This is a genomic window from Aliidiomarina quisquiliarum, assembly GCF_023922585.1.
Taxonomy (GTDB): domain Bacteria; phylum Pseudomonadota; class Gammaproteobacteria; order Enterobacterales; family Alteromonadaceae; genus Aliidiomarina; species Aliidiomarina quisquiliarum.
The window spans coordinates 16,442-33,285 of the sequence record NZ_JAMFTN010000051.1 but is presented as its reverse complement, the minus strand read 5'-3'; the positions used below and the strand labels follow the sequence as shown (position 1 = coordinate 33,285).

Annotated in this window: 9 protein-coding genes; 1 reads left to right on the top strand and 8 read right to left on the bottom strand. The window is 45.5% G+C overall.

The window, feature by feature from the left end; translation table 11 throughout:
- The first annotated feature begins 49 nt into the window (after positions 1-49).
- On the top strand, positions 50-1,312 hold the full coding sequence (locus M1L23_RS13505) for an adenosine deaminase family protein (RefSeq protein ID WP_252627965.1): 1,263 nt from the start codon (positions 50-52) through the stop codon (positions 1,310-1,312).
- Here the strand turns inward: M1L23_RS13505 and M1L23_RS13500 are convergent.
- The 8 genes from M1L23_RS13500 to M1L23_RS13465 form a co-directional block, all read right to left on the bottom strand.
- Positions 1,305-3,749 carry a putative bifunctional diguanylate cyclase/phosphodiesterase gene (locus M1L23_RS13500; RefSeq protein ID WP_252627964.1) on the bottom strand — a complete coding sequence of 815 codons (2,445 nt, stop codon included), beginning with the start codon at positions 3,747-3,749 and terminating at the stop codon, positions 1,305-1,307. The genes M1L23_RS13505 and M1L23_RS13500 overlap by 8 nt on opposite strands.
- On the bottom strand, positions 3,746-4,714 hold the full coding sequence (locus M1L23_RS13495) for an ABC transporter substrate-binding protein (protein WP_252627963.1): 969 nt from the start codon (positions 4,712-4,714) through the stop codon (positions 3,746-3,748). Before M1L23_RS13495 ends, M1L23_RS13500 begins: the two co-directional genes overlap by 4 nt.
- 571 nt (positions 4,715-5,285) lie before the next feature.
- Positions 5,286-5,999 (bottom strand): M48 family metallopeptidase, encoded by a 714-nt coding sequence (locus M1L23_RS13490; RefSeq protein ID WP_252627962.1) that lies wholly within the window; start codon positions 5,997-5,999, stop codon positions 5,286-5,288.
- Complete coding sequence (locus M1L23_RS13485; RefSeq protein ID WP_252627961.1) at positions 5,999-9,091, bottom strand: type I restriction endonuclease subunit R; 3,093 nt, start codon at positions 9,089-9,091, stop codon at positions 5,999-6,001. The genes M1L23_RS13490 and M1L23_RS13485 overlap by 1 nt, the downstream gene beginning before the upstream one ends.
- Before the next feature lie 10 nt (positions 9,092-9,101).
- Positions 9,102-10,259: an RNA-binding domain-containing protein gene (locus tag M1L23_RS13480; protein WP_252627960.1), complete on the bottom strand. Its 1,158-nt coding sequence runs from the start codon at positions 10,257-10,259 to the stop codon at positions 9,102-9,104.
- The gene (locus M1L23_RS13475; protein ID WP_252627959.1) at positions 10,238-12,865 is read right to left on the bottom strand and encodes a TrlF family AAA-like ATPase; all 2,628 of its coding nucleotides are present in this window, start codon (positions 12,863-12,865) and stop codon (positions 10,238-10,240) included. Before M1L23_RS13475 ends, M1L23_RS13480 begins: the two co-directional genes overlap by 22 nt.
- Positions 12,858-14,357: a restriction endonuclease subunit S gene (locus M1L23_RS13470; protein ID WP_252627958.1), complete on the bottom strand. Its 1,500-nt coding sequence runs from the start codon at positions 14,355-14,357 to the stop codon at positions 12,858-12,860. Before M1L23_RS13470 ends, M1L23_RS13475 begins: the two co-directional genes overlap by 8 nt.
- The gene (locus tag M1L23_RS13465; RefSeq protein ID WP_252627957.1) at positions 14,354-16,810 is read right to left on the bottom strand and encodes a type I restriction-modification system subunit M; all 2,457 of its coding nucleotides are present in this window, start codon (positions 16,808-16,810) and stop codon (positions 14,354-14,356) included. Before M1L23_RS13465 ends, M1L23_RS13470 begins: the two co-directional genes overlap by 4 nt.
- Between the last annotated feature and the right edge of the window lie 34 nt (positions 16,811-16,844).

The following is a 16,844-nucleotide window of genomic DNA, read 5'->3' as shown; positions in this document are numbered from 1 at the left end:
GGTAAATTTGCGATATAATGCGGAGTTATATTAACCACAGGAGCACTTCATGGCGTTAGCATCTTCTTCTCGTTTGGCACCAACCACATATTCACTCGACTTTATTCGTGAAATGCCCAAGGCCGACCTGCATTTACATCTCGACGGAAGCTTACGCATGGAAAGCTTGATCGACATGGCCAAGCGAGTGAATGTTAAGCTTCCTGCCGACACGGTTGAAGGGTTAAAAGAACAGGTGTTTAAACCTACCTATGCCAATTTAGGTGAGTACTTAAATGGTTTTCAGTATACCTGTGCGGTATTGCGCGACTTAGTGAACCTAGAACGCGCCGCCTTTGAGTTGGCCGAAGACAATTTAGCCGAGGGGGTAAACTACATTGAGGTGCGCTTTGCCCCACAATTGTTAATGGACCCCGCCAACGGCGTAGGTTTCGACGACGTTATGCACGCAGTAAACAATGGCTTATTACGGGCCAAGCAAGCATACAACCGCCGCAGCGACGTGGGCTTAAGCCCTGGGCTAAAGCCTCCTTTTGAATACGGTATTATAAACTGTGCTATGCGTATGTTTGGCAAAAAAGGCTTTTCGCCTTACTACACCCAGTTGTTTTCTTTACTAAGCGACCACGACGAAATTTCTGTTATTAAAGCCGCCGCCATGGAAATGATTCGCGCCAGCGTACGTATGCGCGACGAAGACAACTTGCCTATTGTTGGTTTAGACATTGCCGGGCAAGAAAATGGTTACCCAGCCCACCGCTTCAAAGAAGTGTATGAATATGCCCACCAGAATTTTTTATTGAAAACCGTGCATGCGGGCGAAGCTTACGGTGCAGAAAGTATATTTGAAGCACTTACCCTGTGTTATGCCGACCGGCTTGGCCATGGCTATTCATTATTTTCACCAGAACTGATTGAAGACCCAGCCATAACCGACAAAGAAGCTTACAGCACCCACTTAGCTTCCTTTATTGCTGACCGCCGTATTGCCATTGAAGTTTGCTTAACCAGTAACTTGCAAACCAACCCCACTATTGGCGATATAAAGAACCATAACTTCCGCCACATGCTCGACAACCGCATTGTAACGGTTATTTGTACCGACAATCGGCTGGTGTCGAGTACTACGTTAAGCGACGAATATAAGCTGGCGTTAGATAACTTCCCTATTCCCCTTAAACGCCTAAAAGACATGGTAGCTTATGGCTTTAAGAAGAACTTTTTCCCCGGCAACTATATTAAAAAGCGCGCCTATGCGAAGCACTCCCTTGAGTATTTCGACACTATCGCCCGCAAGTACGGATTTATTTAAGCCATTTTTTTTGCCAGGCCGCCTCGTCTACGGGGCGGTCATAATAATAGCCCTGCCCCCACATGCGGTTCTTGCGGCAAAAATCAGCTTGCTCTTCAGTTTCAATGCCTTCGGCAAGCACCCGCAAGCCTAAATTTTGCGACACAGAAATAATACTACTCACCATGGCCACGTCTACAGGGCTGTTTGGCAAGCCACGGGTAAAGCTTTGATCTATTTTTATTTCATCGACAGGTAATTCCCGAATATACGATAATGACGAATAGCCAGTACCAAAGTCATCAATAGCAAATTGCACCCCATGACTTTTTAATGTTTTCATTTTTTCAATGCTACCAACCATATCTTCAACCAATAGGCCTTCGGTTACCTCTAGTACCAACCCTTCCGTGCTGGCCCCTGCTTGCTCCACTAAAGCAAGTACTTCTTGAACAAACTCAGGCCGGCGTAAATGCCGTGGGCTAATGTTTACAGCCATAGTTAAATTGCGTTTGTCGTATTGCCATTGTGCTAATATTTGCAACGCTCGCGCTAGCATCCAACGGTCTATGTCTACAATTAAGTCGGAAAGTTCTGCTACCGTAATAAAGTCGCCTGGCGACACCATGCCGCGCTCTGGGTGGTGCCAGCGCACTAAAGATTCGGCCCCAGTTAATTTGCCCTGCTCGTTTACTTGCGCCTGTAAAAAACAACGTAATTGGTGCGACTTAATTGCTTCGCGTAATTCACCTTCAATACTAAATACAAATTCTGCATGTTTGCCGTCAACGCTGCGATAAAAAAACCACTGATTACCGCCTTTTTCCTTGGCGTTATGAACCGCTGTTTCCGCACTTCGAATACAGCCTTCAGCGCTTTCACCTTCGTCGATTAAGCGAATGCCTATGCTAATGGTTAACGACATTTCTTCATCTTCGATCTGGAACGGTTCGGCACATTTTTTTACTAAAAAAGTAGCAAACTCTTCTGCCAAAGTGCGGGCTTGTGCTGGGTCCGATAAGCGCGCCGGTAAAATAATACAAAAGGTGTCGGCACCTAAGTGGCCAAGTAGCATGCCTTTGTCTTTTAAGTTAAGTAACCGCTTACTTAAGGCTACAATTACTTGGTTACCAAATTCAAAGCCACGGCCGTCGTTAATTACTTTCAACCGATCGACATTAATAAGTAAAAACGCCCCAATGGTGCCATGGGCAATACTTTGTTCGCCTTGAGCTTGAAGTTGCTCTAGTACGCTCACACGGTTTGGTAAATGGGTTAGCACATCGAAGTAGGCTAAAAAGTTCAACCGCTCTTGAATCGACTTTTGTTCAGTAATGTCTTGGCGCACACCCACATAGTGCGTAATGTCCCCTTGTGCATTTTTTAGCGGGCTTATGGTTTGTAATTCAATAAACTCGGTACCATCGCGACGCCGGTTATGGAGCTCGCCGGTCCATGCCTTACCACTGGTTATATGGTTCCACAAAGCAATGAAGGTGGCCCGTGGTGTTTTGCCCGAACTTAGCATGCGTGGGTTGCTACCTAGCAGCTCTTCTCGGCTATAGCCGGTATTATCCACCAAGGCTTGGTTAACATATTCAATATTACCTGACCGATCGGTAATCACCACGCCCTCGTGGCTTTGTTCTACTGCTGTTGAAAGCTTAATTAATTGCGCTTCATTTTTAGCCCGCTCTGCCACCATAGCAGCAAATGCTTGATCAATTTGCACCAGCTCGTCGGCACCATAAACCGGCTTTAATGCCCCTACATCACCCCGTTCAACGGCTGCAATATTATCCACAATTGACCGCGCCGGCCGAGCTACCTTGTAGTTTAAATACAGCAGCAACAAGGTTAGTGCGGTTAAAAATATGCCAATCCAAGTAAGCAAGTAAGGCAGCTGTATTAAAAAAGCGTCGTACCACGTAATAGGCACTAAATATTCAAGTACTAATATGTCGTAATGGGTTTCTTGAAACGCATCGGGCACCGACGCAATGGGAATATAAGCAAAGTAACTATTCGAACTTTTATTGTGCTCTAGGTTCAGCTGCAATTCACTGTGCGTACGCAAAAAGGTTTTCATGTTTATATGTGGAAATTGCTGTAACAGTGGCTGCATATTGCCATTCGCACCAAAGCTAAACACCTCTTCGCCTGCGGTGTTAAATATACCAACCGCACGTATACGCCGGTGCGCTTCAAGCTCGGACATTATTTCATCGAAGGCCGACAATGCTTGGTAGCGTAACGACCGCTGCAACGCCCCTTGCGATAAAGTCATTAACGACTTTATTTCCCGCTCAATATGTTCATGGGAATGGCGCACCTGCTCTTGGGTAAATGCATAAATAGACAAGGCAACACTACTAGCACCTAGCAGCAACATAAGAACAAGAAATTGACTGCGTAGGCTCATTAGCCGGCGTTTTATTTTGTTTGTTGTCGTTTTCATTGGGCGCCACCTAGCGTAGCGTCGCAACGTTGTAATGCCCGCCCATTCACGGTAATGCCTTTTCTTTCAGTAAAATATGCCACTAATTCACTTAATTCGGCTGCACTTACTTCAGCTCGGTTACTGCGATCAAAAAAACTTATCTTTGCAAGTGCTTGCTCTAAGTCTAGGCTAGATATGCCGCTGCGCTCTTGAAGTAGCGCCATTGTTTCTGGCTCGCCCGCTTTTAGTGCCTGCACTCCCGCTTCCCAAAAGTCAGTAGTTATCCATTTAACCAGCGGTGTTTGTTTTTCATAGGCAGCACGAGTAACGATCAGCACGTCTAAAATTTTTACTGGCATTTGTTTGCTGCTAAATGCTACTTGGTTATTTAATGCTAATAATTCCGTTATATAGGGTTCGTAGGTAATAAGTGCGTTAATTTCCTGATTCATAAGAGCCGCCACTTGCGCCTTAGGGGTTACATAACGCACTTCAATTAATTCTGGCCGCCAACCTAAAGCTTCCACCGCTTGCGACAACAAATAAGCCCCGAAAGGGGTTTGTTCATAGCCAACCACAATGGGTTGGGTGGGGTCAAAGTTGGCGCCGACAATAAGAGCGTCGGCATTTTTTGAATGGCTCATTACTTCAGCAATACAAACGTCTACTGTGGTTTGCTGCTGAAACGCCACTGCTGCGTCTAAAGTAAGAATAACACCGTCTAATTCGCCAGCTTGAAATAATCGAATAGCCGACAAGGTCGAGGGTAATAGGCTAATTTGGTAAGGGCTGCCATCAATGAACTTACCTGGTGGAGGGCAGTTTTTACAAAGAAAAAGTTCATCGGAAAGAAAAAAGGGTTGGTAACCTAAATATGGCCCGCTGCCAATATGAAATGGTTCTTGCCGTGGTGAGCAAGAGCTGACAAAAACTGCCGCCGAACCAATTAAAAAAATTAATAAAATCAATAAGTAACGCTTCATAGACACCCATTATTAAGAGCGTAATAACGCCTAAGTATACGCCTATTACATTACCCAAAGGTAAAGTATTATCTAACTCATTATTATAGTGGCATTTAACGGTAATGAAATAACTATAATTATAGTCATTCGAGCTTAAGCTTTAAGGCGAGAAACAGAGGTTATTAGTGATACTCGACGTTAACAACAAAGCCCTTGATTACAAGGGCTTTGGCTTATGAGTTACCGTTTTATTGATCTAGATCATGGGTTGGGTTGTTTTTAAAGGTTTACTAAAACGGTAGTTCACATAAACAAGGGAGCAAACCACTCAACTAATTGAAAATGCTGGCTTTTATAATAAACAAAGCCAAAACTGTTAAGTTGATCCCAATATTGGCTATTTTATGGGCAGGTACTGCGGGAGTATTGGCCGCCAAGCGTAAAGATAGAATCTTGACACTTTTAGCGACAGCACCTGAGCAAAATATCGGAGAAATGAAATCCATTTCCCGCTTTTACTATCAAGTTTATCTCAAATTACGCGCCACATACATAATCAGGCTAACCATGCAAACTCTGCATAATTTTCCTAGTACACCCAATCGTTGTGCGCCAAGGGCATCCGATTCAACAAATCACGGCGCTCTCGCCAATCGGGAAGTAGCTTGTCCATATACCCCTTGAAGCGTTCATTGTGATTACGCTCAAGCAAGTGCACCAATTCATGCACTAGGATGTACTCCAAACACTCCGGTGGCTTTTTAGCAAGTTCTAAATTCAGCCAAATACGCTTGGCCTGCGTGTTGCAGCTGCCCCACTTGGTTTTCATCTTTTTAATTCCCCAATCGGCAGCTTTAACGCCGATCTTATCTTCCCAAACAGACAATAACTCAGCGATTCGCGCTTTAAGTGCATCTCGATAATATGAGTTCAGTACCAGTGCCTTGTTCTCAAGCGTTGTTGCGGGATTGACATATAAATGCAATCGACCACGACCTAGCTTGATTTCATGCTTTCCGGAACGCTCAATAAGATTCAGACGATAACGCCTGCCCCACAGGTAATGAGATTCACCGCTAACCATTTCTCGATCAGATTGGCGAGGTTGTTTGGCAAAATCACTCTGCTGTTTCTTGATCCAAGGAATGCGGCTGATCACTGCCATACGGATTGCGGTTTCTGTCATAGATTCAGGAGCAGAAACACGCACACGCCCATCAGGTGGCAACACGCTGATATGAAGGTTTTTAATTGCCTTACGATTTAACTGCATCGCAATAGAACCAATTTCTACCTTAGGCATCAATGGTACTCTTTTTGTGCTTTAGCCAGTTCCATCACGCTTTGAATATCCACATCATACCCCGTCGTTTCTTCTCGCACCGCATTGGCAATTTCTCGCTCCTTAAATCGATCTCCCACCCAATCCGCTTTTTTGGTATAACGAATGGCACTATCTATTTTGGTAGCCAGCACTTCATCTTGACCAAAATTATCGTAAAACGCGCGTTTTGGATTAGAGTCCATCGATGGCGGATAGTTAGCCGCTGTCTGCTCCGGACGTATAACCTTACGAGATAGCTCGCGGATTTTTTCCAGATACTCTTGATATTCAATCGCTTTTTGGCGACGAAGCTCGATCAGCTCATCCAATAACACCGACATTTGCTCGTAATACTTAGGGTTAACCGGGTTTTCATCAACGATGGTTTTACGCACGTTATTTTCGATGGTTTCGGCCATGGCTTCCTGATTCTTACGAATACTTTCAGGCAAAGCCTCTATGGCATCAGCACCTTTTTCGACAATGAGCTCAATTAGCCCTAGCTCTTCAAAATCCATCAGTACTTCGCTGTCATCCGCACGAATATACATATCTAACAAATGGCGCATGGCAGGCTCAAAGCGTTTCATTTCTACCAAATCGCCACTGGCCAGTTTTACTTCGTCACGGACTTTTTCAAAATGAGCAACTTCTGCTCTTATCAAGTCTACATCTTGCGCAGAATAGCCTACATCAGGCATTTCATTGGCGATATTGGCGAACGCACGCAGCAGTTTGGCAACGTTCTGATAAAGCGTTAAACGCAGTGCTTCTTTCTCGGTGAGCTCGTCTTGGTTCAGACCTGACTTACCACAAAAATAATAAATGTAGTCTTCCGTGTTGCGTGGCGCTTTTACCGGCTCACACAAGGCGCGCACCATTTCCAGCGCATTATCCAAATCGAGCTTGGCTTGCTCTAAACGATCTTTCAGCAGCCCTGCAACGTCTTCCTTGTCATAACCATCAAATGCGCCTTGAGTATAATCAGAAATCGCTTTATCCAACGAGCGGAACAGATCTTTGTAATCAATGATGTAACCGTATTCTTTATCATCGCCATCCAAGCGGTTCACGCGGCAAATGGCCTGAAACAGGTTGTGATCAGCCATCTGTTTGTCGATATACAAATAGGTAGCCGAAGGGGCGTCGAAGCCAGTCAGCAACTTATCGACCACGATCAGTAAGCGCATTTGTCCTGGCTCATCAATAAATTGCTTTTTAACTTCTTTTTCAAACTCTTCAACTCGGTTAGCGGCCTTGTCTTCCGGTTGCTCGAAGTAATCCGCAAGCATCTTGCGGTAAATATCGTACTTAAAGAGCTTTTCCGTTAAACCCTCACCGGTTTCTTCCCCTTTAATGCTCGCAGCAGTCGGCTGAAAACTGGTGACAATAGCCACCTTACCGGCTAAATCTGTTTGGCTGAACATTTCATAAGCTTTACAAGCTTGATAGACACTAGAGCAGACCAACATGGCATTGCCGTAGCCATCCATCAGGCGTGGCTTAGTGTCCATATCCAGCAAGATATCATTCACAATCTGCTGCAAACGCGATTTACTGGACAGCACCTTTTGCATGGTGCCCCATTTCTGTTTCAACTGAGTTTTAGCCAAGCGAGATAAACCGCGAGTTTTGGCTTCAAACCATTCATCGACCTTTTTCTGCGACGTGACGTTTTGGTCAATGTCTCGTGCTTCGTAGCGTAAATCGAGCACAACACCATCGGCCACGGCTTCATCAAATTTATAGGTATGAATGTAAGGGCCAAATACCTCAACCGATTTTTTCTTGTCTTTCTTCATCAAGGGGGTGCCGGTGAAGCCGACAAACATGGCTTCTCGCAGGATGGCCTTCATCGCTTCGTGCAACTTGCCCGATTGAGTACGGTGGCATTCATCAACAAATACGAATAGGTCGCCTTTGGCTTTAAAGTCCGATGGTCGGGATTTCTTTAACTCGGCAATAAACTCATCCGTCGCGGTATCGTTTTCCGAATCAGACTGCCGACCAAATTTATGGACTAAAGAGCATACCAACCAAGGGTTGGGCTGATTGAGCGTCGCCACCAAATCGGCACCGCTTTTGGTGCGATAAATATCTTCCTCAACACCAGTGAACACTTTTTCAATCTGCTCATCCAGCTCAGTGCGATCGGTCACAATCAATACACGAGCGTCTTTGACATTCTCACGTATCCATTTGGCCAGCCATACCATAGTGAGGCTTTTGCCAGAACCTTGCGTATGCCAAATAATGCCGCCTTCTCGCCTTGCGATATGGCGTTTTGCCGCTTCAATACCAAAGAATTGATTGTGGCGACAGGTCTTTTTAATACCCGCATCGAAAACAATAAAATCGTGGATGATCTGTAAAAAACGCGCTTTATTGCATACGCGGCTCAGGTGAAAGTCGATCTTATGGCTATACCCGTTCTCTATCTCTTCTTTCCATTCAAGATAATACTTCTCCGGGGTTTCAATGGTGCCGTAACGCAAGCCTTGCGTGTCGTTACCCGCCATCACTAATTGCATAGTGGTAAAGAAGTTTCGGATAAAATCTTTCTTCTGGTTATCGAGGCTCTGGCGAATACCTTCGGAGACAGACACCGAAGAGCGTTTTAACTCAATCACACCAAGCGCGATACCATTGACATACAACACTATATCTGGGCGCTTTTTGTTTTCACCCTTGATAGAGACTTCTTCGGCAATGGCAAAATCGTTTGCTTCTGGGTTTTTCCAGTCAATCAGCCATACAGTTTCGTTTAAGTGACCTGCGCCTTCTTTATCTTTCACGCCGTAACGCAGCAAGCGATAAACCTCTTTGTTGGCGTAATAGAGCTTTTTACCTTCGCCCAGTGCCGCTGCCGTATCCAATTGGCGAATAGCACGATTGATCAACGCCTCGCTAACACCGCGTTTTTTTAGCCAATTAACGAGGATATCCACTTCAATATTTTTATTATTAGCGCGATCCTGCCAATCGCCTAAATAGCGATAATCTAAGTCTGTTTGAAAAAACTGAACAATACGATTTTGGGTAGCGCGCTCACGCTGACCAACGTTACTCATTTTAACGTCCTTATTCTATGCGTCTCTTGATAATGGCTTTAAATGTATTTCCAGCCCTGTCGTCAACAAACTCAATGTCTGGATACGCTTTTATCGCTCGTTTTATGCCGCTCCCCAAGCCCCGATATGGCAACACTTTTGGAGCAAACGAGGCCAAAATTGGGTTTCTAACATTCGAGTTACCCATTTTGATATTTTCTATTGTTAAATTATTAGGCAAGTGACCGGGGCTCACGATTTCAATTCGATCTGCAAACACTAAAACCTTAATCGGCGCGGATACAAAGTAATCGCGATGAATAAGCGCATTGGCAATAAGCTCTTCAAGCACGATTCGCGGAATTTCAGGCTCACCTACCGAGTTGAAGCCTTGTTCATTCTGTACATAGCGAATGTTAGCCAACACAAAACCCAGAACCTTTTGGAATACATCCGATAGCTTGCCGTTAATATCCTGGCTGTCGATATAGTGCTCGTCTTCGATATCAACACCCGGAAAAGCCACCACTTTTACAATAAAAACAGGGAGGCGTATTTGGGGTCTTGAAGCAAACAGCAAAGTGCCGCAGATATTAAGCTGCCCGTTCTTTGCCAAATTCATGTTTTCAAGCAGTTGAACGCGAGATACGTCTTGGTCTTCAACTCGTTCGCCATATTCCCTCTCGAAAAATGCATCAAAAAACTCTTGGTCAATGTCTGCAACTGAACTTCCGCCTACAGGGGTCTCATCAGCATGTATCAGTGCAGCTTCTTGAAACATTCTTTGGAGTTCTTCGCGTGCAGTTACTCTACGTTTATCTGATCCATTTTTAACCCAAACAAACCCCTGAGTATCCATATAAGGTTTGCTAATACCTTGTTCTATATGAACAACTATTACTAACCCATCAGGTAGCAGGATATTTTCTGTCACTGGGTTTATAGGGGGGCGGACATTATTTGTCGCCGCATTAGCGACGATTTGATTGATTCGACCTATATCATCTCTAGTTAATCCAGACCGCGAACCATCTTCATTCTTAACGCCAATTAGGATTAGCCCTCCGGCACTATTGGAAAATGCGACCATCTCAGCCCCCAAAGATGAGGCGTTATTAACATCGGCTTTAAACTGATGTCGACTATCTTCATCACGTGCAATAATGGCTAAGAGTTCTTCGGTTTCCATGCTTCATATACCTGCTTACGTTTCTCGAAGGCTTCGGCACCACCTTCCATAATACTTACAATGCGTTGCTGAACGTCAGCACAGTCAATGCTACCGTTAACTAACGCGATATGGTCATCTTGATACTCACAGGCAATCACCTGTTCGGCATCACCCAGCACCGGAATATTGGCGTTGTGTGTCGCAAAGATAAACTGGGTAGAAGGCTTAAGCTCTCTAATCAGCTTGATGACATCGTCATAGATGGTTTGGTTGTCCAAATCATCTTCTGGCTGATCAATGATCACCACGTCGTTTTCTTGCTGACTTAACACAAACAGCATCAACGCCGATGCCCGTTGCCCCAACGAGTGGTGCGCCAGTGCTTTGCCGTGATACTCGATAGTAAATACATTCGGCACTTGCCAGGTTAACAAGGCTTCTAGGTTGTCTTCAAAATACTGCCAGAAGGTATCAAAAGATCCGCTAAGCGTACTTTTCAGTTTTTCAACGTCGCGATAGGCCGATGCGAAATCACTGTATTCATCCACCACACTTTGCAAGGTTGCTTCACGAATACGGCTCCCGCGATACAAATCTTGAATGTGCTTAAGCATGGCAGCCTTATTCGCTTTAAATTGCGGCACAATTTTAAGGGGCGAATCAACTCGATTGATTTTGTTCAGTACCTGCTCAATGGCGCGGTACTCCTCCAACCATAGATTATTAAGCTGCGCTAATTCACGCTCTAGGGATTGATTCAAATCTGCATACTGCTGCTCGCTTTTGGCGAGTACGGCTAACATTTGATCGGCTTGGTCTAATAGGCTTTTAAGCTGCTTAAACTCTTGCGGGCTAATTGCCTGTGCACCGGCTTGCTTAAGCTCGGTGGCCAGTTTGCGTTCAATCTCGGCAAACTCTTCTTTTAGCGCCTGCTTTTGCTGCACAAAGCTAGCCAGCTTCTGCTGTAATACAGCAACCGTATTGTGACCCTTGAGCACTGTTTGCTTGATGCCATCAAAGCCAGTAATCAACTGCTGGTAGGTCGCAAAAAAGTCATCAAAAAATATCTGATTCTGGGCAGATTTATACAAAGCCTGGTTTTTTAGCTCATCTTCAAAACTGGCGACAAAACTATTGAGCTCAGAAAGATAATGCTCAGCACCTTGAATGACTTGCTGTGCTTTGCGCTCATCGCGCTCAAAATCAATTTGCTTTTGTAGCTTAGTTTCAACACCGTGTTGCTGATAGAACTTGAGCTTAAATTCAGCATCTTGCTTTTTCTGCAACCATTCTTGCTTTTGCGTTGCCGCTCGGGTAAGACGCTTAATCTGATTAATCGCATCCACCACCCGCTGCCGGCCCTGCTCAATTTTTTGTCGAACGGGCACCAGCGCTTCGCCAAGCAGCTTTTCAATCAAATCTTTTTCAAAGCCAGCGCCCGTGCTGGAAAGGTCTTTCTGGCCAAAGTAAATCGGCTGATGCAATACCGTTTCACGCACCGACACGCCCGGTTGTAACTGACCATTCACATACACATCGGGGCGTTCACCCAAAATGCGGCGGATTTGATAGGGCTGACCACGGCGGTCAATGGCGTCGATGGTAATTTTGCCACCACTACGCAGTAAGTGCTTTACCAGTCCCTCTTTGTATTCCACATCCGACGATTTATCACCAAAGGGAATATTCAGCGCGTAACGCACCCCTTCCAACACAGATGATTTGCCACTGCCACGGATACCGATCAGGGTATTAAGCTCCGGCGAAAGACAAATTTCCGTGCCACCTAAAGTACCAGCCCCTTCAAAGCCGATTTTTTGAATATAAGAATGCTTATAGCTAGGTAACTCTGCACGGACTCTGGAAGCTTTATCGCGCAACGCAAACTTCACCGCCTCAAAGCTGAATGAGCCAAGCTTTAAGTAGCTTGCCTCTTTACGGGCCGACATGTCCGCAAGGTTCTTGGCATCACAACCTTCCACTTCAGCCGGATATAAATTACCTAATGCCTGCTGGATTTTTGCTCGCTCGTCACGGGTGCGTACTTTTTGGAATGCCAAGGTTCTACTTCGTACTGTCGCATTATCAAACAAATCTTTTATTCGACCAGGCGCGAGTTCTTTCCATAAGCCCTTTGGAGCTTCCACATGAGCAAAAATGAGAAAGTAATCTTTGTGAAATTTATCTAACTCTCGAACTGTCTCTACAATATCATGGTTCGAACGCGCATTTTCATCTTCGAAGTTCGCAATACCCGCAAAAGTCAGGCTGAGGAACGTTTGAATATGGTTAGTCTGTTCTTTGTTGTTAAACCATTCATCGGAAAATACCACCAAAGTATGCACACCAGCCTGACCATCTTTGATGGATAACTCAATGCCCGGCAACAAACCAATGCCTGATTTTTTGGCTTTCTTGCGTAACGCTTTAAATTCATCTGCATCAAATTTATTGTGGTTGGTGATAACCCCAAGACCAATGCCAGCCTTCGTAAGCGCCGCAACATACTGGTTAGCATAGTCATTTTCTTCACCAGTATAAGTAAACTCTTTATCAGCGCGCGTATGGAGGTGGAAGTCTGCCTTTAACCAGCGGCTTCCGTATGCAAATACAGATTCACTCATGAATAACCTCCTTTGATGGCTTGATTAACCGCGTTTTACCAGTCAGTAGCTCTTGCATCATGCCTTGTTTGATTTGGCGGGTTTTACCAAGGCGTTGTTCCAGCACCTGAATCTCTGCATCCATATCGGAGAGGATGGTGGCGATGGCGGTTTGTTCCTTTTTGTTTGGTACAGAGATTTTTACCTGATTAACATGATACGGCCCAAAATTAAGTTGAGCTGACCCCGTTGCTTTACCACCAATTTGATCTTTAAAAAATGAGCTTTTCAAAAAATTCTTAATGAAAAACTTGTCTGTATTATCAGAGCGAATTTTAAATCTCATGGTGCTTGTGTTTAAGCACAAAGGTAAATCTCCATCTCCAGCAACTGTTACTTTCTCGTCGAACCTTGCAATTGTCACTCCAGAGCACGCAATAAGAATATCTCCAGCATCTATCATGAAGTGTGAATACTGTCCATAAGCCAATTTTTCGGAAATAAATCGCTGGGTTTTTTCTAGTAACAACGATCCATTCTCAATGTTCGTACCATTTAGAAGTTTTATGCCAGAGCTTGTAAACTGATACTGCCGAACTCCAGGACCTTCCTGAAACCAAACAATACTTGAAAACTCAACAACCTCCCAATCCTCAGGTACTTCGCCCAACTCACTTTTCTTTGTACCTTTTTTCGTACCATCTTCACGCAGGGCGAACTGCGGCAGGCGGGTGCGGCCGGTGAGGAGTTGTTGCATGGTGGCGGTTTTGATGGCCTGTTTTTTTGCAATCAGTTTTTCCAGCTCGATGATTAGGGCATCGACATCGGATAGGGCATTGGCAATGGCGGTTTGTTCTTTTTCATTTTTGGATATCGCAAAACGTAACTGACGAACTTGAGAAAAATTAAGTCCTTCTCTATTCCCTCCAGCTTGATAACTATCTATTTGATTTTGACCGATGGATGAGTTAATTAGCTCAACCAGTAACTTAGGAATCAGCTTCGTAAAGTCTGTTCTGACTATGCAGACATGCTGGTTAACATTTCCACCAGATATTCGCTTGTCAGCTTTGGCACATCGACCAATTGATGCTCCAGTGATGTTTAGTAAAACATCATGCTCTTGAATCTCGGAACCAGTAAAAGTCAGATGAATTTCATCAGTGATAAATGCAACATCTGACAGGTCCAATTTACCCCAACCAACATTCTGGCTACGAATAAATGGACGGCCACAGTCAACATACACTGATGCTCCACCAGTTGGGGTCTTACCACTACCAACTTTGATTGAACATTCATCGACTGACAAAACATCCCAATCCTCAGGAATAAGCCCAACTTCCGTTTGTTTATAACCAACAGGAATTGCATTCGAAGCCGCTTCTGCCAGATACTTCGAACTGACTTCAGCTACTCCATTACGTCGGCTATCCATGCCTCCGCCCTGCGGGCCGCCGCAAGCGGCGTTCCCTGTTTTTGGAGAAAGAGGTTTTCCCGAAAAATTTGTCATACTGTCCACTCCAAGCCCATGGCTTTTAAGTGACCTGCGACTTTATCGCTCAAGTTTTCTACTGATTGGGTAAGGGCAGGCAGTGGCTCGCTGTAGCGCTCTTCCAGTTCTTTGACACGATTCGCCAGTTGCTGGGTGACGCGCTCGATTTCAGCGACGATATTGCTTTGCAGTGTTGCCAGCCATTTGTCGTCAACAATCAGAGATTTGATCTCATCGATGCTAAGTTTGGGGTATTGCTTAAATACCGCTAAATCGAGGGCTTCTTGCGCTTCTTTTAGGGCTTTTTTAGCATCGGCCTCAAGATCAAACAGCTTTTTGGCTTGTTTTAGCGCGGCTTTTTCATCGGGATCGGTGGCGAGTTTCAAACGTGCCGTGACTGTGGCTTTGGTGACTTTGTCTTTGTCGTTCAGCGCATCGTTGAGTAAGCCTTCGTCGCCCGAGTTTTCTTCAAGGTAGGTTTCAAGCTCTTGGCTGGCGCTATCCAGCGCGCTTTGCAGGTTATCCACTTTGGCTTGTTCAGCGGCAAAAAAGCGCGCGACGATCAACGCCGGTGGTATCAGTTCGGCTTTGTATTTGGCTTTGCCAATCACTAAATCGGGCGATTCTTTGAGCTTCTCACCTTTTTTGACGACTAACTCACGCAGCACTTTGCCTGCTTGCCAGCCGTCTTGCACCACTACATACACATCGTCTTGCATCACCTCTTCCCAGTAGTCCATCAGGATCTGGTAAATATCGTATTTACTCAGCAGTGGCGTTTGGGCATAGCTTTGCAACAGGTCTTCGCTGATACGATGAATAATCTGTTTTGGCGGTTCATCTTGCGCTATGGCGTGGAGGTTTGAACGCTGCGCCCATTCTGTAAAGGGCACTAGGCTTTGTGCGGCGAAGGTTTTGAACTCGTTATGGTTCAGGATGGTGCTTTTCACCTCGGAGGCTTTGACCAAGGCTTTGCTATAACCCTCACGGGCAGGTTCAAACAAAGTCGCTCGAATACTGGGGAATACTTGCCAGTAACGTTCTAACGCATCAATATCGCGGTTTGGAATACCGCCTTGCAGATGGGCGCTTAAATCGTGCAGGTCTTCCGGTTCGCTGGAGTCGATATAACGCGGAATATTGAGGTTGTAGTCGTTACCGGCGATTTCACTGAGCGGCACCATACGCGAGTAGCGCGGCAGTTCTAGCTGCTTGGTAAAAACATCGACGATTTTATGAATATCCTGCGCACGCAGGCGGTTTTTATTGCCGTCTTTGGCAAAGCCTTTGCTGGCATCGACCATAAAAATGCCACTCTCTGTATCACTGGCTTCGCCAGTGGCGCTGAGGGCTCTTTGCTGCGCGTGCTCTTTATCAATCACGATAATACAGGCAGGAATGCCGGTGCCGTAAAACAGGTTGGCCGGTAAACCGATTATGCCTTTGATGTAACCTTGCTTGATGAGGTTTTCACGAATACGGGCTTCGGCATTGCCACGGAACAATACGCCGTGAGGCAGAATAACCGCGCCTTTACCGGTGCTTTTTAGGCTTTTAATGATGTGCAGTAAAAAGGCGTAGTCACCGTTTTTCTCCGGCGGAATGCCCCAACTGAAACGGCCAAACTCGTCGTCGTTCGGGTTAATGCCGCTGGTCCAGTTTTTGTTGGAAAACGGTGGGTTGGCCACGGCGAAATCAAAAGTCTTAAGTTGGCCGTTTGCCTCTTTCCATTGCGGGTCAGCAATGGTGTTGCCTTTCCAGATTTTGGCGGTGGCGTTGTTGTGCAGGATCATGTTCATGCGCGCCAATGCGCTGGTGGCGTTATCCATCTCTTGGCCAAAAATACTCAAACCACGCGGCGCTTCATCACTGGCTTTTAGCAACAGCGAGCCAGAACCACAGGTGGGGTCGTAGACGGTGGCATCTTGCGGAGTATTACTATCAATACCAATCACTTTAGAAAGGATGCGTGACACTTCCGATGGGGTATAAAACTGTCCTTTGGACTTGCCCGATTCAGTAGCAAAGTGGCGCATTAGGTATTCGTAGGCATCACCCAGTAGGTCATCGCCATCGGCGCGGTTATCGCCAAGGTTTAGCCCTTCAAAAATGCCGATTAGCTTACCTAGCCGGTCAACCATCTCTTTACCTTTGCCAAGCTTGTCTTCATCGTTAAAATCGGCAACGTCGATGACACCTTTGAGGTCGTTTTCTTCGGCCAGCGCACTGATGACTTTGTTGATTTTGTCACCAATTTCTTTGTCGCCTTTCAGCGCAACCATATCGTCAAAACTGGCACCTTGCGGCACTACAATCATGCCGTAGGGATCATTTTTATACTTATCGGATACGTATTTAATAAACAGCATGGTCAGCACATAGTCTTTGTACTGGCTGGCATCCATACCGCCACGCAGCTCATCGCAGCTGGCCCAAAGGGAGGAGTAGAGTTCGGTTTTCTTAATGGCCATGGTTGTTTCCTTTCAGTACCGAGTATTAGCCCGG